The organism is Mesorhizobium sp. B2-4-2 (assembly GCF_006442845.1).
Taxonomy (GTDB): Bacteria; Pseudomonadota; Alphaproteobacteria; order Rhizobiales; family Rhizobiaceae; genus Mesorhizobium.
Window position 1 is genome coordinate 236832 of sequence record NZ_VFVM01000003.1, and the last position, 16620, is coordinate 253451.

Sequence of the window (16620 nt, forward strand, 5' to 3'; positions counted from 1 at the left end):
CGGTGCTCGATTGGCGAAGAACTGTGACTGATCTGGAATTAGGGCCTGAAGATGCGCTATGATTTGTATTCACGCGGGCGACGGAACTCCGGATCCGGTGCCGGCTTCTGCTCTGGGGTTTGACCGGAATGGCTTATCCTTTCACCGCGGCGATCCGCGGCTTGGATGACTGGATCGCGGGACCGGCCTCCCTGCTGGATGAACTTGCGCGCGTCAAATCCAGCAGCCGCGTGGTCGCGCGGGTCGCGGACGATGGGAGCGCGTTTGAAATCGAGCCGGCGACCAGCCGAAAGCCGTCAGCACCCCTGTTGATACTGATTTCTCCAGACACGCAGGCGCCGGCCGCATTGCGCGCCGCGGTGAATGGAAAGGCGGTCCATCTCGGCATCCCGGCGAGCTGGGTGATCGCGCGCCGGATCGAACTGCCGATGGAGGCTGCCAGCCACGTCGAAGGCATCGTTACGTCGCGGATGGGCGCGCTTTCGCCATTGCCTGCTTCCGATATCTATTTCGGCCACAGGGTCCTCGGGATCAGCCGTGAGGCGCGGCAGATCACCGTCGCCGTCGCAATCGTTCCGAGGTCGCGTGTCGCTGCTGCCTTGGCCTGCCTGAATGTGGCCGAGGCCCGCCAGGTCGTGATCTCGGCGCCGTTTCCGGAAGGCGATGCCGTGGAAGTATTGACACAGCGGCAACGGGTCACCGGCACGCGTGGCCGGATAAAGTTTGTCCTTGCCGGAGTTCTGGGCGTAAGCCTAGTCGCTGCAGTCACGGCTCCGGCGGTGCGGCCGATGATCCAGAACAACTATGCCGAGCGCCGCGCCGCCGTCGAGATCCGGGCCGAGAAGGCGCGCCAGGCAATCGCGCTGGCGGCGACTCCGGACAAGGCTGAAACAGCGCCTGAGCAGGAGGCGCGGAATATCAAGGACGACGCGATAAGCGCGCTGGGAGCATTGGACGACCTGGCTCAGGTTTTGCCGACGCATTCCTATGCCATTGAGGTGTCCTTCGCCAATGGCCGCATGCGTCTCTCGGGCCGGACCAAGGACCTACCCGAAGTACTGACCGCGCTGGAATCATCGGGTCGCTTCGAAGACAGCAAGCTGGTCGGATCGGCCCTGCGCGGCGAGGATGGCGTTACCTCGGAGTTCGAGGTCGATACCCGCCCGCTCATCCGCACGGGAGGTTCGCTGCGATGAGGACGACACCCCTGTGGCGCGACACGCGGCTTCAATCCCTGGTCGTCATGGCCCTGCTGGTCGTCGGAGCTCTTGTACTCGTCGCCGATACGCTGCTGTCCTGGCGCGCGGAGGCGGGCGCGCTGGCGCTCTATGAGGAACGTACCGCCTTGCTCGAAAGCAAGGCGTCCACTTCCCCGGTTCCCCAAGGCGCGAACCAGGCTCTGGATCCCGGCGAGGGCAAGATTCTTCTCGATGCGCAAACCAGTGGGCTCGTCTCGGCCGAATTCCAGAGTCTGCTCTCCAACCGCGTTGAACGCGTGGGTGCCGTTATCCGGCGCGTCGATGTTCCCACAGACGGTCAGGTCGCCGATATAGGCGATCCTCAGTTGGAGTCTTTGGAACGCATTCGTTTAACTGCCGATATCGAGGTTATGGAGCAATCGCTGCCCGATCTCATGTATGCCATCGAGGCAAGCTCGCCCGTCATGGTCGTTGATAGCTTCAGGCTTCGGTTGAACCGAAACGTCGATCTGGGGGGAAATCAGACCTCGGGTTCCATGGATCGGCCGCTGTCGCTGAACGTCATGCTGTCGGCCTTCCGGGAGAAGGGACCCCAGTCATGATGACCATGCTGGGCGCGACAATGATGCTCGCCGCCATCGCGGCCTCTTCGAGCCTGTCCTTCGGCGCAGAAAAGCTATCGGTCAGGGAACGCCAGGTGAGCGACTATGCGGCGCTTCGGGATCGGCCCCTGTTCTCGCCGGACCGGACTGCCCCGATCGCGTTCGGTGCCCCCGAGCCGGAACCTATTGTCGTGCAGCCCGAGCCGGAACCCGAGCCCCCGCCTGCCGCGGCGCCCGAGTGGCAATTGGTTGGCATCGTGCGGTCGGAAAGGCTCAACAGCGCGACCTTCACCACCCCGGCCGAAATGGCGGCCTTCACGCTGCGCACGGGGGAAAGCCGGGAAGGTTGGACCCTGAAGGAAGTCGGCCAGTTCGAAGTCAAGCTCGATGGAGCGGGAGGACGCGCCTCGCTGCGGTTTTCGGATGAGGCAAGCGGTGAACAAATGTTGCCACCGGAGGAGCCGGTGCCCACGCCTTCAGGGGGTTGATCCAAATGGAGTGGTTGCACATTCCGAGCCTCCGGCAGGGATTAATGGAGCGAGTTTCTTTCACAGACAGCAATCAGGAACGAACGTCTCCAGTAGAGGCGTACAGTTAGGAAATTTGGCCTCCATGGTCTCCACGGCATTCGCATACAAGGCTTTGAATGGCGAGGGTCGTCTCGAACTCGGGCGGATCGATGCGTCCGATTCCGACGATGCCGTCCAGAAGCTCGGGGCGCGCGGGCTGATCCCGGTAAGTGTCGAACCGAGGCAGTCTGCATCGCGCGCACCGCTGTTTTCGACCCGGATACCGGCGTCGCAGGTCACGCGGCTGCTCTCCGACCTGTCGATCATGCTGAATGCGGGGATCCGGATCGACGAAGCGCTGGCGATCATGGAAAAGGAATTCGACAGCGGCAGGCTTCAGCCCGTGGTTGCCGGCATTCGCACCGACCTGGCGTCGGGCAACTCGTTCTCCAGAGCGCTGGAAGCCTGGCCCGCTCTGTTCCCGGCGTTCCAGGTCGCCATGGTTCGTGTCGCGGAGACCTCCGGCAAGTTACCCACCCTCCTGTCGCGCATCGTGCAGGAGCGCCAGCATTTCGAGGCATTGCGGGCCAAAGTCAGCGAGGCGCTGCGGTATCCGGCAGTCCTGTTTGCCGGCACGATCTGCGTACTGGTCTTCTTCCTGGTGGGGGTCGTTCCTCAGTTCGAACCGATGCTCATGCAGAGCGGCAAGAAGGACACGCTGATGGTGGTGATGTTCGCGGTCTCGAATTTCCTGCGCGCTTATGGGCTGGTCCTTTTGCTTGCGGCTTCGATACTCGTATTGCTGGGGTTCGTGGCGGCGCGGCGGGGCCTTCTCTGGGCATGGCTTTGGGGTTTCGCCAAGAAACTTCCGCTTTTGTCGGAGATACCGGGGAGCTATCGGACGGGGCGCTTCGCCCGTCTCCTGGGCATCATGGTCGAGACCGGCGTGGCGGTTCCTGTGGCTTTCAAGCTCATCAGCGATACCGTCGACCACGGCGAGGCCGCGCGGGCACGCGCGCAGCAGGCGTCCGACGCGCTGAGGCAGGGGAATAGGCTTGGCCATGCGCTTGAGATTCTTCAGCTTCCCCCGCTGGCGGTGCGCATGTTGAGGCTCGGCGAGCAAAGTGGCGAACTCGCAGGGCTGGCCTATCGTGTCGCCGACTTCTATGAAGTGCGGCTGGAGCGTTCGCTGTCCCGTATCGTCGGGCTTGTCGGCCCTGCGGCAGTGGCAACCATCAGTATCTTGATCGGTGGTATGATCGTGTCGATCATGTCCACCCTCATGTCATTCAACGACATGGTCCGCTAGGAGGCTGTTTGCATGAGCGTTCATTTCGCAGTTGGTCCCAATCTCATGCAGCGCAAGCGTGCCCGGCGCCGCGAGGCAGGCTTTACGCTGATCGAGATGCTGGTCGTGCTGGCCATCATCGGCCTGATCTCGGCGCTCGTCGGTCCTCGTGTTCTCGCGCAGTTGTCCGACTCGCGCGTGCGTGCGGCGAAGCTTCAGATCGAGGCGTTTTCCAGCGCGCTCGACATCTTCTACATCGATGTCGGCCGTTATCCGGTGCAGGCCGAGGGGCTGGGAGCGCTGGTGCGCAAGCCCTCGACCATCCAGGTCTGGAACGGGCCATACGTTCGCGGCGAGACCGTTCCGCTCGATCCGTGGGGCCATGAATACAGATACGCAAGCGACGGAAAGACGTTCAACATCACCACCGACGGGCCCGGTGGGCGCGGCTCCAATGTGTCCGCCCAGCCCTAAGGGCAACAGCAACCGCAAAAGGACGCAACGCGGTGTCGTGCTGCTCGACGTGGTCGCGGCGCTTGCGATCGTCGCTCTCGCGGCCTTCGTGCTGATGCCGCGCCCGCGTTCCAGCATCGGGGCTGCCGAGCTTTCTGGCGAGGCGGTTCGTGTCAGCGGGGAGTTCCGCAAGGGCAGAGCGAAGGCGCTGACCACGGGCAGCGTCGCCGACGTGAGGGTCGATCCGGGAAACAAACGCATCCAGGTGGATGGCGCCAATCCGATCTCGATCAGGGATGGGGTGGCCATGAACTGGGTCACGTCGGACCGGTGTCCCATACGAGGCGGAACCAGAGCCTTGCGCTTCCTTGCCGACGGACGGTCGTGTGGGGGCGTCATGACACTGTCCGCCAGCGGCCGGGAGATCGAACTGCGCGTCGACTGGTTGACCGGCCGCGTGGAAATGAGCCCGAAATGACAGGACGGCGCAGACGCGGCTTCACGCTGATCGAGGTTCTGGCCTCGCTTGCCGTCGCCGTGCTGCTGATCGTTCCGATCGCGCGCATGATCACGGGCACCGCAGGTGCGTTCGCGGGTCTGGAACGATCGACCGAACGCCGTGTCGGCATGCAGGCTGCCATGGCGGCGGCGATGACCCTTAACCCGTTGCGAACGGGCCGGCGCGTGATCGGAGGCTTCACGGTCATCGTGGAACCGTACCGCTTCGAACGCGGCACTGCCCTGGCTCGCGCCGGATGGCAGCTTTACTCCGTCACCGTTCGCAGCACCGACGGATCGGATGACGACGCGATGCAGACCGTGCGCCTCGGCAAGCGGCAATGACAAGGAAACGCAGCGCTCGGGCCGGCTTCACGCTGATCGAGGCATTGGCTTCGCTGGTGCTTGCGACGATGTTGTTTGGCGGGCTGGCACTCTACACCGGAACCTGGCTGCGCCAATGGCAGGGGATAATCGCCAGAGGCGGGCAGGAGGACACGGTGGCGGTGATTCTCGACCGGATGGTCGAGGATCTGGAGGCGGCGCAGCCCGGCTATTCCAACCCGGAGGGAGCCGCTGCGATCCGCTTCACCGGCCATGCCGACGAGGTCACCTTCGAGCGCCCAGCGCTCGGCTACGAGCCGCGTGCGGGACTTGATGACATCACCTATTCGATGGGTCGGGCCGGAGCCGACGAGGCCCTCATTCGTGCCCGCCGCGATCACAGGATGGGCGAGGGCGGGGAGGATCTTCCGCTGGTGCGAGGCGATCTGAAGCTTTCGTTCAGCTATGCCGGGCCGGACGGCGCGCTCAGCCCCGAATGGACAAGCACCAACCGCATGCCGTCACTCGTCCGTATCGAGATATCCGGCAGTTCTCCGCGTCCCTGGCGGCAATGGGCCTATGCGCGGTTACGCGTCGAGCTGCCCGCGCGTTGCGGCGCGGCCGAAGCGCTCGCGCCGTGTCTGCAGCGCTACGGCATCGGCTTCTGAACTCCGCAGGGCTGTACGATTGGCGCCGATAACAGGCTTGCAAAACAGCGTGGCATGCAGACGGCGCAAGGCTGCCGCTGGCTATCGACATTCGCGCGGGCTCTGTCGCAAATCGTTCTTTTGTTTTCGCGTCGCTGATCAGGCTGCCAGGATCTCGAACTGCTCGGCGATCGAGGGAGATGGATTGTAGGCAAACCTCGCCTGCTGTCTGCGCATCATGTGAACCATCTCCATGCCAGTGAGAATAACCTCGGCGGTCGCATTCACTTGAAGCCGAACATGGAGTGGATGCGGCGCTTGACGCGTCGATGGTTCTGTTCGATCCAATTATTGAGGTACTTGCTGTTGCGGATGTGAATCGGCTTCGGTGAACGTCGCGGGCGGTCCCGCAGACGGCTTTCAGCATCGCAGGAAATGACCGCCTCGCGGTTGGTTTGGCTGCCGTCGATGACAATGCGTTCCGGCCTGCCGTAACCCAGCGGCGACCGAAGGTCGTCTCGATTTCCTGCAATGCCTTGCTCGCCCGGTTGCGTCAACGCGACCTGCTGCGAGGCTTTGAGGAGCGAGCCATGCTCGCCCAGCGCGACCAGGAGCCGCAACTGTTTCAGGTGGATCCTGGAAACGATCGAGTGGAGCGGTGGGGCCATGCCTGGGTTGAGTAAACGTTATACCGAGATCACATCTTCTCAGTTGTGGCGCGAGCGAATGCTGCAATACTCCGGCCGGCCAAGTCTCTGCGGCGATCACGATTAATGAGTTTCGCTGTTCAGGCCCAGATCCAAACAATCCCGAATGCGCTGGCCCGAATGCGCTGGTCTAAAAATATCAGGAGGAGAACGTAATGACAGTCAGCCGACGCTCATTGTTGAAGGCCGGCGCCGGAATCGCCGCCGCAGGGGTGGCCAGCAGCATATTGCAGCCGAGCATTGCCAATGCCGCGGACCCGCGCGTAGCCGATATCGTCGTTGTGGGTTGCGGCTCGGCGGGCCTCGGGGCCGCAGTCGCCGCCGCAGAGGCGGGCGCGTCGGTTATTGTCCTCGAGGCGCAACCGCACATCGGGGGACGTGGCATCGTCAGCTCAGGCAACATTCCCCTGGGAGGCGGAACCCCTGCCCAGATGGCGGCCGGCATCGCGGACTCGCCAGACCTCCTGTATCGCGACCTTACCGACTGGTCCATCGTCCAGGCGAACGGCTTTCCGAGCTACCGCTATAACGATCGCGAGCTGATCCGGGCATTTGCCGACGTCAACGTCGACCTTTACAACTTTCTGGTCCGCCATGGCGTCGTGTGGACGACATCCAGGCCCGACAATGTCGGCGGCAATGAGGTCGGCAACTCGGTGAACCGTATGATGCATACGGCGATCATGAACTACGTCTCGGTCCGGACCGGCTTGCCGGTAGCCGCGAGCCAACAGCGGACGACGTCTCAAGGGCCCGGCTTCATATATCCGCTGGAGGCCGCGGCAAAGGCGCGTGGCGTGAAGATCCTGCTGAATTACCGTTTGGAGTCACTGCTGCGGACGAAAGCGGGCGTGGTCGGGGTCGTAGCCTCCAATCAGGGCCGCCTTGTTAACATTCAGGCACGCAAGGGCGTAGTGATTGCGAGTGGCGGCGGAAACGGCAATGTGGAATACCGCCGACAGTTCGACCCACGGCTCACCGCGGAGTACTGCGGCGTCGCTGGCGAGCCCTATTCCTTCCAGGACGCCAGCGGCATACTCGCAGGGCTGAATGTCGGCGCGTCGCTCGCGGGCACGTACAACCAGACTGGAGAGTTCGGCACTAACATCACCAAGCCAACCGCCATCGGAACGCGGTACAACTACTCGTTCCTGCAGTGGGGCCCCAATAGCCCTGTCTTCCACCTTGCGAAAGCTTCGGGACTAGCCAACGTCAACAACCAGAACGTTATCCATGTAAACATGATCGGGAGGCGGTTCTACGACGAAACGGGAGGTCAATTCGGGACGAACAGCGCTGGCTCGGTCAACCCGTACACTCAGGGCAGCTACCTGAACGCCAAGAACATCACATACAACCCGCAAAACTGGATCAACGCCGCTCTGGCTGGAATCGGCGACGGCCACAACGGCGGTGGCCCGATCTGGGCCATCTTCGATGCAGATGCCGTGGCCCGCCAGAGATGGAATGTGGCGCCGCCCTTCGTCGATCCCGATGGATTCTTCTTCCAGGCAAACACGCTGGAGGAACTCGCACAGAAGATCGTCATGCCGCATCAGCGGGTTCCGATGCCGGCAAGCAACCTGGTCGAAACGGTGACGCGGTACAACAGCTTTGTTGACGCGGGTGCCGACGCCGACTTCGGCAAACCGACACCCCAATACAAGATCCAACGGGGCCCCTTCTATGCCGCCTGGTCGACGCCGGTGATCCACGACGCCCGGTCCGGCCTGCGCATCAACGGCTCAAGCCAGGTCCTCGACTATGCCTCTCAGGTGATTCCCGGCCTCTACGCCGCCGGCGAAGCTGCTGGCGGATTCAGTCAGCACGGGAACGGTCGAGCTCTCTCTCAGGGCATCATCGCAGGAAGGCACGCAGCCTCCAGTTCGTATTAGCAGGACTACAGCTCTCAACAATAGTCCCGCCAGAGTCCCGCCAGGCCTCTCGGTCCGGCGGGACTACCTGTTCCTCGGACCCGAGGCCAGTGATTCCAGCACCGGCGGCATGAAGAACTTGGCCATGCCGGCCGCCTTCGTGCCCCGGTCCGTCGAGATCACCGCCACAGGGCCGCTTCCGATGCTTTTTTTCAGGGCGACGGCGGCACCCTGGCGGATACAGCGCTGACCGGCGCGGTCGCGCCGACCTGATGCTCAGGACTGGCGATGGACCAATTCGTCGATCAGCAGTTTGGCGGCGGGCGGAACCCACGCCCCCTTGCGGGTGACGAGCTCATAGGCCTCGCTTCGCGACGCCAGGGCCAGCGGCAGGATGCGCGTCATCTGCCGGTGCGCGAAGAACTGCGCGACTTCGATCGACACCAGGGCCACGAAGGACGGGTTGGCCTGCAGCAGCGCCAGCGTCGCAAAAGCGGAGGTCGTCTCGAGCAGGTGCTGCGGGAACCGGATCCCGCAATCGCGGTATTCGCGTTCGAGCAAGAGCCGCATCGGCATGTTCGCGCGGTATACCACCCATCGGTATGGCGCCAGCTCCTGCAGGGTAAGCTTCTTCGCGTGCCGCAGCGGATGGCCGACGTTCGCGATCACCGCGAGCGTTTCATCCTGGAGCTTCACGCTGTGGTAGACCTGCGGCGCCTGGCTGATGGTCGTGCGGCAGATCGCCAGGTCGAGCCGGCCGGCGTCGAGCTGGGCCAGCAGGGCGGCGCTGGTGTCCTCGACGATCTCGACGGACAAGTCGGCCTGCCGCGCAACGAGCGCGGAGATGGCATCGGTGAGCAGCGGCACCGCGCCCATGATGACGCCGGCCGCCACCCGCCCGCCCTGGCCACGCATGATTCCGACGATCTCGTCGCGCAGGTGCGCGAGATCCGTCTGGATCAGGCGCGCATAGCGGATCACGCAATGGCCGACGGCATTGGGCTCCAGGCCCCGGTTGGTGCGAACGAACAGCGGCGTGCCGAAGGTCGTCTCGATTTCCTGCAATGCCTTGCTCGCGCCCGGTTGCGTCAACGCGACCTGCTGCGATGCCTTCAAAAGCGAGCCGTGCTCGCCCAGCGCGACTAGGAGCCGCAGCTGTTTCAGGTGGAGCCTGGAAATGATCGAGTGGAGCGGTGGGGTCATGCCTGGATTGCGTAAATGTTATATCGAGATCACATCGACCGCAAGGATTTCAAATGAAGATCATTGGCGGTCCTCCGCCAGATTGGGTCCCATCTTCCGCCAAGTCGCCAAACGGAAACTTGGCCAAGTCTATCATCGGGTCGATCTTGCTATACCTGCAAACGACATTTGAATAGCGGCTTCGATCCTGCCAACCCTGGCAAACGGCAATGCCCTTGACGCGAACGATCGCCCAGTTTTCCGACAAGTTCGTCGCGGGCTAGATCGCCGATTCCGGGCTGTCGAGCCAAGGGGCAAGGTCGTGTATGTCATAGCGCAGCTCGGGCAGGGGTGCCGGATCCACAAATTTGCGGACCCCATCCTCGTGGGGAATTTCCCCAACCTGACCATTGTCAAATCGTGGCAAAATTAGCCACCGTACTCAATCGGTTACACCGCTCGTTTCTCCTGTGACGCCGCCGGCCATCGCCTTGATGTCATCGACCAGGCTTTTGAGGATTTCAATCTCGATATCCTCGGCATCGGTATAGTCGCGTTCCCGAACTCTCACTTTCGCGGCTAGGCCTTCAATGGTTTTCGCCCTGGTCTTCATGACCTTATCGAGCGCACGGCCGAAGGCCACTGCCCTTTTCTCCTCCTTCTTTTCCGCCTTTGCGATGCGCGACATGAGACGCGATTTGAGGCGGTCAATCGCCTTTTCGAATTTCTCCTCAACTGCCGCCGTCCGGTCCGTCGCCTTGTTCCATCGATCGCTCGCGGCGTTGAATTTGGCTTCGAGCCGGAGGAGCTTGGCGTCGGGATTCCTCGCCTTGGCGCCCATCATCTCGCCTTCCCTGCGGGTCGCTTGCTATCCGAGGCCGCGGCAGCGACGACGGCCGATTTCAGGCTCGACAAGAAAGACATGGTTCCTCCAATCCGGTTCGCAACGGAAGCCCACAGGGACCGGCATTGCTGTTTAATGTTTGACGAAAACTGCTCGTTTTTCAATTTCTCCTGACCAAGGATGACCACATTTGATTAGCATATGCGGTCAAAATCAGTCAAAATAATTCCAATGGAGCCAAACAATGGGAAATCGCCCACCAAAAATGACAAACGATTGGGCTTGCTGGATGGATTCATGATATTTGCGGCAGATCGCTCGCCGTGATTCAGGCGAGCGCGTTTGCGACGCCGTGCGGAGATACAAACGTGGCTAGGAATGTCCGAAAATCAGCGGTGGAGGACATGGCGCCCTCGGCGTCCGCCGGGTCACGGGAAGACGATGGCGGGCGCGGACGGGTCGATTTGATTCCAGCCAAGCGTCATGCCTTCATTCTCGAATGCCTCAAACGGCAAGGAGCTGTAGGCGTTCAGGAACTCATCGATCTCATCGGCGCATCGCCTTCGACCATCCGGCGCGATCTCGAGATGCTTGAACGGCAGGGAGCACTGGAGCGAACGCATGGCGGGGCGATGCTTCAGCGCACGGAACTCGCCACCTTCGAGCCGGATCTCGCCACCGCGGCGCATTTCGCCAGGGCAGAGAAAGAGGCCATCGGTGCCGCCATGATGTCGGAACTCCGCGCCGGCCAAAGCGTCATTTTCGACGCAAGCACGACCGTGCTGGAAGTCGCCCGCGCCATCGCCGCGGCGCCTATTCCGCTTACCGCCGTTACCAACAGCCTCGCGATCGCGCAGATACTTGCAACCGTGCCGGAAGTACGCCTCGTCATGCTTGGAGGCACCTGCAAGCCAGGCTCACTGACCCTGGTCGGCCAGCCCGGCGAGAATTTCCTGCGAACCATCCACGCCGATGTGGCCATTCTTGGGACCCATGCCATCACCGGAGACATGCTCACGGAGACCTCGCTAGAGGTTGCGGCGATGAAGCAGGCGATGATCGCGGCGGCGCGCCGTGTCGTCGTGCTTGCGGACAATTCGAAGTTCACTGCCCCCAATTTCTGCACCATCTGCCGTCTGGCCGATATCCACCAGATCATTACCGACGAGGGCATCAATCAAGCTCACCTCACCAATCTTCGGACGCTCGATGTGAACGTCCGCGTCGTGCGCGTCAGCCGTCCAGGTTCTTCAGTTGAGCGCTCTTGAGGGCGTGGATATCCGGGTCGTAGCCGATGACCTGACCGGCGCCCTGGACAGCGCGGTTTCCTTCGCATCGCCCGGCCACGGCATTGGGGTGAGCTGGCGACTGGACGGTCCGTTTTCGGAGCGCATGGCTGTCGATGTCGCCACACGAGAGGGCGCCGAGGCGACGGCCGTCGCCAGGCACCGGGCGCTCGCGCCATGGCTCGCCGCCGGACAGCTGAGTTTCAAGAAGATCGACAGCCTTTTGCGCGGTCACGTCATCGCCGAAATAGAAGCCTGCATCGTCGAGGGGACGTACCAGCGCGTCGTGCTGGCGCCTGCTTTCCCGTTTCAGGGGCGCGTTACGCGCGTCGGACGCCAATGGCGGCTCGATCGCCCCGAAATGGTAGGTCCCGACCTCCTCGCCGACCTCGGCCAGCGCTTTTCGGTCGGGCGTTCAACACCGGGGGCACGGTCGGCTCATTTCATCACCCTCTACGACGCCGAAACGGACACGGACCTGGACAAGATCGTCGCAACGGCCGGAATGCCGGAGGCACGGATCTTGTGGGTCGGTACAGGCGGCTTGGCGGCGGCACTCGCCCGGCACATGAAAGCACCGCAGAAGCCTGCTCTTGCGTTATCCGGGCCGTTCCTTGGCCTTGTCGGCACAAATCACGAGATCACGGCGGGACAGGTGGCCGTCTTTGCCGCCGGGCATGCGGATGCGCATATCGTCGTCGAACGCGACATCGACAAAGCGAAAAAGCGCTTGGCGGAGCGTATGATGCAAGGCGCGCCTTCGATCGTCAGCGTCGCTGCATCGGGTGATCGCCACGCGGTGGCGGATCATATCGGCAAGGTGTTTGCCTCGCTTCTCGAAGGTTTGCCAAGGCCCGGCACGTTGCTCGTCACTGGCGGCGAAACATTGCGGTCGGTGTGCGACAGCCTAGGCGCCGTCGAACTCACGGTCGAAAGCGAGATCGAGCCGGGGCTGCCGGTTTCCGTCATCAAAGGCGGCGTTTTCGAGGGGCTGGCCACGATTTCGAAATCGGGCGCGTTCGGCGACAGCGCCCTGCTCTGCAGGCTTGCCGCTCTCGCGCGTTCCTGATCAGGACGATCGCCGGCGAAGACGCGGCACATCCGCCTTGCCGGTCAAATAGCGTCAAAAAACACTGCGAAGCCGAGCGCGGTCGAGATTTCAGCCCGCAGAGGGAGAGGCGCAGTCCGATCAGCCGTGAAATTTGATTGCGAATGATCGCGAAAGAAAACTATTGCGCATATCTGGCCAGAAGGATTAGAAGATGATCACAATTGACCGATATGGGGTGTTTATGTCTGGTCCAAGGCTCGGCATCACAATGGGTGATCCCGCGGGCATCGGCCCCGAGATCATCGCGAAGGCATGCGCACGGCTGAAACCGCGCCTTGCCGAGGGGTCACTGTCGCTTCTCATCATCGGCAGCGTCACCGCGATGCGCGCGATGGAGTCCATTTCAGGACGTATCGAGCGGGAAGAACCGTCGGCTTCGCCCAACGGACATTTTCCGCCCGTGGCCATTCTTGAGGCCGGACCAGAGCGGATACCCATAGAGACAGGCGTCATGTCGGCCGAAGGCGGGCGCCTTGCCTACCTGGCCATCGAAAAGGCTGTTCGCCTGGCTCAGGCCGGCTCGATTGCAGGCATCGTTACGGCTCCTCTCAACAAGGAAGCGCTCAACCTGGCCGGCTATCACTATGCCGGCCATACCGACATGCTGGCGGAGCTGACAGGCGCACGCGATTCCGTGATGATGCTTGCCCATGGCGATTTTCGCGTCAGCCATGTCTCGACCCATGTGGCGCTGGCTCAAGTTCCCTCGAAACTGACCGGACCTCGTTTGCGCCGGGTTATCAAGTTGACTGTCGAGGCATTGCAGGGCCTCGGCATTGCGCATCCGCGCATTGCGATTGCCGCGCTCAACCCGCACGCTGGCGAAGGCGGCATTTTCGGTCGTGAGGATATCGACATCACGACCCCGGTCGTCGCCTCTTACACATCGCCCGATTTCACCGTGGTTGGACCTGTTCCGGGCGACACGGTCTTCGTCAAGCTACGTGCCCGTCAGTATGATGCGGTGGTCGCGATGTATCACGATCAGGGCCATGTTCCGGTGAAGCTGCTCGGCTTCAATGTCGATCCCGCGACCGGTGAATGGAAAGCGCTCTCCGGTGTCAATGTGACGCTCGGCCTTCCGATCGTTCGTACCTCCGTCGACCACGGCACGGCCTTCGACATCGCCGGCAAGGGCATCGCCAACGAGGACAGCCTGGTCGAGGCGATCGAGTTCGCCGTCCAGATGGCCGCGGCAAAATCCAAACCTTAGGCGCCGGCACGCCTGCAACGCACGAAGAAGCGGATCGAACCATGGCTGTAGAGACGTCCCATCTCATGCTGATCGACGGCAGATTTGTCACCGGCGAAGCCGGCACGCGCCCGGTGATCAACCCGGCCAACGGCAAGGCTTTTGTCGACGTGCCCGAGGCAAGTCCGGATCAGGCTCGCCAGGCGATAGAGGCAGCCCGTAAGGCGCAGAAAGCCTGGGGGCTCAAATCACCCCTCGCCCGTGCGGCGCTCATGAAGCGGATCGCGGTCTTGATCCGGCAGAACGCCCGACATCTGGCCGAGGTGGTCGTCAGGGAACAAGGCAAGCCGATCAATGAGGCCATGGGTGAAGTCGGCGGTGCGGCCGAGTTCTTCGACTACTACGCCGAGTTTGCCCGCCGCATTCAAGGTGAGATCCTGCCATCCGACTATGCGGGAGAGCAGGTCTGGATCCAGCGCGTACCCGTAGGCGTCGTCGCCGCCATCATTCCCTGGAATTATCCGAGCGCCCTGGTCAGCCGAAAGGTGGCGCCCGCCATGATCGCCGGCGACACCATCGTCCTCAAACCGCATGAAGACACGCCGCTTTCGGCGCTCGAAATGGCTCGCATCTTTGTGGAAGCGGGCGTGCCGGACGGCGTGGTCAACATCATAACAGGACGAGGCGAAACCATAGGCGAGGTGCTTTGCACGGAACCCGGCGTCGACCTCATCACCATGACCGGAAGCGTGCCGACCGGCAAGCGCATCATGGCGAATGCCTCGCGCAACCTGACGCCCGTTTCGCTGGAGCTTGGCGGCAAGGCGCCCTTCATCGTCCTGGCCGATGCCGATCTCGAGCTGGCGGTGCGGTCGGCGGCCACTTCGCGCTACATGAATTGCGGGCAGGTCTGCATATGCAACGAACGCACGCTCGTTCACCGTTCGATTTACGATCAGTTCGTCACGCGCTTCGTGGAGTTCTCGAAGTCGCTGGTCGTCGGTGACCCGATGCAGGCGAATACCGATATCGGTCCCAAAGTCAGCCGTGAGGAATTGGAAAAGGTCGAGGTGGTCCTGGCGGAAGCCGTCGCGGGCGGCGCGAAGCTGGCTCTGGCCGGCGGACGCCCGGCCAAGGCGCCGATCGACGGTGGCTACTGGCTCAATCCGACCGTATTGACCGACGTGACGCCCGACATGCCGATCATGACGCGGGAAATCTTCGGCCCGGTCGTGCCGATCATGCCCTTCGACACCTTCGAGGAGGCAGTCAGCATCACCAATGCCAGTCGCTATGGCCTGTCGGCCTATCTTTTCACCAACGATCTGGGTCGCGTCATGAACGCCGTCAACGAGGTCTCGTTTGGCGAAATCTATGTGAACCGGATCGGGCCAGAAATGCTGCAGGGCTTCCATGTCGGCTTCCGCGAGAGCGGATTGGGCGGTGACGACGGCGTACACGGGCTCGAGAGCTACATGCGCAAGAAGACGGTCTACGTGAATTACTCGGGTGCCGCCACGGCGGCATTGATGCCTTACGGGCGCTGAACAGCGCCCAGCCAGTACGACCAGCCAGGTCGCTACCCGGCCAAAATGGCCGTTTCATCTCATCGGGAGGAATAAAATGCACTATCGTGGATTCATGGCGGCGGCTTTGGCCGTGGCATTGTCGGGGTTGGCCGCATCTTCGGCGATCGCCGACGACACCATTCCACCGGAAGCAAAGGCGTTGCTTGAGCCGTTGCCTCTATCGCCGAGAGGCCAACCCGTTCCGGGCTTCCCGGACGGTCCACCGGCGGTGTCGCCAGACGTGCTGAAATTCTCCGATGCCGACCTTGCAAAGCTGAAGACCGGAAAGTTCACCGCCGGGCTGGTGATGCACACCATGGATGCCGGCTGGCCTCAATTGCAGGTGGCCGGGATCTCGAACACGCTCAAGGATTTTGGCATCGAGGTTGTCGGAACCACCGACGCCAAGTTCCAGCCCGGCCAGCAGATCAGCGATCTCGAGCAGATGATCGCACGCAAGCCGGATGTGATCTTCTCGATCCCGATCGATCCGAAGTCCGAATCCGAAGCCTACAAGAAGGCGGCGGCAGCCGGCATCAAGCTGGTTTTCATGGACAACGTTCCGGTCGATATGGCGCCGGGCAAGGATTATGTGTCCGTTGTCGCTTCCGACAATGAGAAGAACGCCTATTTCGCCGCGCAGGAACTTGTCGGGGCCATTGGCGGCAAGGGCGAGGTCGGCATCATCACGCTGGTCTATGACTACTACTACTCTGTCGCGGCCCGCAAGGTCGGCGCACTCAAGGCATTCGGCGAACACCCCGACATCAAGGTCGCGGACGTCGGTACCTTCACCGCGCCTGAGAAGGCCTACGAGGTCGCCACCGCCATGTTGACGGCGCATCCCGACATGAAGGGCATCTTCGTTGCCTGGGACACGCCCGCGCAGCAGGTCGTGGCCGCGGCCAAGACACTCGGCCGCGACATCGTCATCACCACGAATGACATTGCCGCAGACAGCGCGCTGAACGTTGCACGTGGCGAGTTTCTGGCCGTGGGTGCGCAACGCCCCTATGACCAGGGTGTCGCGGAGGCCAAGGCGGCCGCGCTTGCTCTGCTTGGACATGACGTCCCGCCGTACATTTCGGTACCGACGTTGCGCGTCAAGAAGCTCGACCTTCTCAGTGCCCTTAAGCAGGTCACCAAGGAAGATGCGCCGGCTTCGGTGGTGAAAATCTGCAACGGCGAGTGCTTCTAGAGCAGTTCACCGTTTCACGGAAACGGCGAACCGCTCTATCTCTTTGTTTTTGCGCAATTCCAGACGGAAAACCGTACACACTTTTCCTGGAATTGCTCTGGCTCCTTCTTTCGCCGGCGGGCCGCAGCAGTCCGCCGG

The 16620-nt window shown here is 62.3% G+C and carries 16 protein-coding genes and 1 pseudogene; 14 read left to right on the plus strand and 3 right to left on the minus strand.

Going from position 1 to position 16620, the window contains the following annotated elements:
* Positions 1–161: 161 nt before the first annotated feature.
* Genes FJ942_RS08115 through FJ942_RS08150 form a run of 8 tightly spaced genes read left to right on the plus strand, consistent with a single transcriptional unit; the run spans position 162 to position 5541 of the window.
* Positions 162–1196 carry a PilN domain-containing protein gene (locus FJ942_RS08115; protein ID WP_140670962.1) on the plus strand — a complete coding sequence of 345 codons (1035 nt, stop codon included), beginning with the start codon at positions 162–164 and terminating at the stop codon, positions 1194–1196.
* Positions 1193–1801: a GspMb/PilO family protein gene (locus FJ942_RS08120; RefSeq protein WP_140496491.1), complete on the plus strand. Its 609-nt coding sequence runs from the start codon at positions 1193–1195 to the stop codon at positions 1799–1801. The genes FJ942_RS08115 and FJ942_RS08120 overlap by 4 nt, the downstream gene beginning before the upstream one ends.
* Positions 1798–2289 carry a hypothetical protein gene (locus tag FJ942_RS08125; RefSeq protein ID WP_140496494.1) on the plus strand — a complete coding sequence of 164 codons (492 nt, stop codon included), beginning with the start codon at positions 1798–1800 and terminating at the stop codon, positions 2287–2289. Before FJ942_RS08120 ends, FJ942_RS08125 begins: the two co-directional genes overlap by 4 nt.
* Positions 2290–2299: 10 nt before the next feature.
* On the plus strand, positions 2300–3619 hold the full coding sequence (locus FJ942_RS08130) for a type II secretion system F family protein (RefSeq protein ID WP_181169861.1): 1320 nt from the start codon (positions 2300–2302) through the stop codon (positions 3617–3619).
* 12 nt (positions 3620–3631) lie between these two features.
* Positions 3632–4072, plus strand: a complete 441-nt coding sequence (gene gspG, locus FJ942_RS08135) for a type II secretion system major pseudopilin GspG (protein WP_140496499.1) — start codon at positions 3632–3634, stop codon at positions 4070–4072.
* Positions 4073–4109: 37 nt separating this feature from the next.
* Positions 4110–4529, plus strand: a complete 420-nt coding sequence (locus FJ942_RS08140) for a hypothetical protein (protein ID WP_140557696.1) — start codon at positions 4110–4112, stop codon at positions 4527–4529.
* Positions 4526–4894: a prepilin-type N-terminal cleavage/methylation domain-containing protein gene (locus FJ942_RS08145; RefSeq protein ID WP_140524045.1), complete on the plus strand. Its 369-nt coding sequence runs from the start codon at positions 4526–4528 to the stop codon at positions 4892–4894. Before FJ942_RS08140 ends, FJ942_RS08145 begins: the two co-directional genes overlap by 4 nt.
* Positions 4891–5541: a prepilin-type N-terminal cleavage/methylation domain-containing protein gene (locus FJ942_RS08150; RefSeq protein WP_140496507.1), complete on the plus strand. Its 651-nt coding sequence runs from the start codon at positions 4891–4893 to the stop codon at positions 5539–5541. The genes FJ942_RS08145 and FJ942_RS08150 overlap by 4 nt, the downstream gene beginning before the upstream one ends.
* Before the next feature lie 138 nt (positions 5542–5679).
* On the opposite strand, the pseudogene FJ942_RS28830 reads toward FJ942_RS08150, so the two are convergent.
* Positions 5680–6014, minus strand: a pseudogene (locus tag FJ942_RS28830) (DDE-type integrase/transposase/recombinase); the annotation flags it as partial.
* A 368-nt stretch (positions 6015–6382) separates the two neighbouring features.
* Here FJ942_RS28830 and FJ942_RS08160 point away from each other — a divergent pair.
* Complete coding sequence (locus FJ942_RS08160) at positions 6383–8122, plus strand: FAD-dependent oxidoreductase (protein WP_140557692.1); 1740 nt, start codon at positions 6383–6385, stop codon at positions 8120–8122.
* A gap of 255 nt (positions 8123–8377) precedes the next feature.
* Here the strand turns inward: FJ942_RS08160 and FJ942_RS08165 are convergent, their stop codons facing one another.
* Together FJ942_RS08165 and FJ942_RS08170 are read right to left on the minus strand one after the other, a co-directional pair.
* Positions 8378–9304: a LysR family transcriptional regulator gene (locus tag FJ942_RS08165; protein ID WP_140897464.1), complete on the minus strand. Its 927-nt coding sequence runs from the start codon at positions 9302–9304 to the stop codon at positions 8378–8380.
* A 421-nt stretch (positions 9305–9725) separates the two neighbouring features.
* Complete coding sequence (locus FJ942_RS08170) at positions 9726–10127, minus strand: hypothetical protein (protein ID WP_140496513.1); 402 nt, start codon at positions 10125–10127, stop codon at positions 9726–9728.
* Positions 10128–10450: 323 nt separating this feature from the next.
* On the opposite strand from FJ942_RS08170, the gene FJ942_RS08175 reads away from it, so the two are divergent.
* The 5 genes from FJ942_RS08175 (at position 10451) to FJ942_RS08195 (ending at position 16482) form a co-directional block, all read left to right on the plus strand.
* Positions 10451–11395, plus strand: a complete 945-nt coding sequence (locus tag FJ942_RS08175; protein ID WP_348642133.1) for a DeoR/GlpR family DNA-binding transcription regulator — start codon at positions 10451–10453, stop codon at positions 11393–11395.
* The gene (locus FJ942_RS08180; protein WP_140564755.1) at positions 11382–12482 is read left to right on the plus strand and encodes a four-carbon acid sugar kinase family protein; all 1101 of its coding nucleotides are present in this window, start codon (positions 11382–11384) and stop codon (positions 12480–12482) included. The genes FJ942_RS08175 and FJ942_RS08180 overlap by 14 nt, the downstream gene beginning before the upstream one ends.
* Positions 12483–12705: 223 nt before the next feature.
* Entirely contained in the window at positions 12706–13737 is a 1032-nt protein-coding gene (gene pdxA, locus FJ942_RS08185) for a 4-hydroxythreonine-4-phosphate dehydrogenase PdxA (RefSeq protein ID WP_210243343.1), read from the plus strand.
* A 41-nt stretch (positions 13738–13778) separates the two neighbouring features.
* Positions 13779–15263 carry an aldehyde dehydrogenase gene (gene aldA / locus FJ942_RS08190; protein ID WP_140897466.1) on the plus strand — a complete coding sequence of 495 codons (1485 nt, stop codon included), beginning with the start codon at positions 13779–13781 and terminating at the stop codon, positions 15261–15263.
* Between the two features lie 76 nt (positions 15264–15339).
* Positions 15340–16482, plus strand: coding sequence for a substrate-binding domain-containing protein (locus FJ942_RS08195; RefSeq protein WP_140729596.1), 1143 nt, complete (start codon positions 15340–15342; stop codon positions 16480–16482).
* Positions 16483–16620 lie beyond the last annotated feature (138 nt).

Bases quoted from the DNA above. Each gene is read 5' to 3' on its own strand.
- FJ942_RS08120 (WP_140496491.1), top strand. From the start codon at position 1,193: ATGAGGACGACACCCCTGTGGCGCGACACGCGGCTTCAATCCCTGGTC.
- FJ942_RS08125 (WP_140496494.1), top strand. From the start codon at position 1,798: ATGATGACCATGCTGGGCGCGACAATGATGCTCGCCGCCATCGCGGCC.
- gspG (WP_140496499.1), top strand. From the start codon at position 3,632: ATGAGCGTTCATTTCGCAGTTGGTCCCAATCTCATGCAGCGCAAGCGT.
- FJ942_RS08145 (WP_140524045.1), top strand. From the start codon at position 4,526: ATGACAGGACGGCGCAGACGCGGCTTCACGCTGATCGAGGTTCTGGCC.
- FJ942_RS08150 (WP_140496507.1), top strand. From the start codon at position 4,891: ATGACAAGGAAACGCAGCGCTCGGGCCGGCTTCACGCTGATCGAGGCA.
- FJ942_RS08160 (WP_140557692.1), top strand. From the start codon at position 6,383: ATGACAGTCAGCCGACGCTCATTGTTGAAGGCCGGCGCCGGAATCGCC.
- FJ942_RS08165 (WP_140897464.1), bottom strand. From the start codon at position 9,304: ATGACCCCACCGCTCCACTCGATCATTTCCAGGCTCCACCTGAAACAG.
- FJ942_RS08170 (WP_140496513.1), bottom strand. From the start codon at position 10,127: ATGATGGGCGCCAAGGCGAGGAATCCCGACGCCAAGCTCCTCCGGCTC.
- pdxA (WP_210243343.1), top strand. From the start codon at position 12,706: ATGTCTGGTCCAAGGCTCGGCATCACAATGGGTGATCCCGCGGGCATC.
- aldA (WP_140897466.1), top strand. From the start codon at position 13,779: ATGGCTGTAGAGACGTCCCATCTCATGCTGATCGACGGCAGATTTGTC.
- FJ942_RS08195 (WP_140729596.1), top strand. From the start codon at position 15,340: ATGCACTATCGTGGATTCATGGCGGCGGCTTTGGCCGTGGCATTGTCG.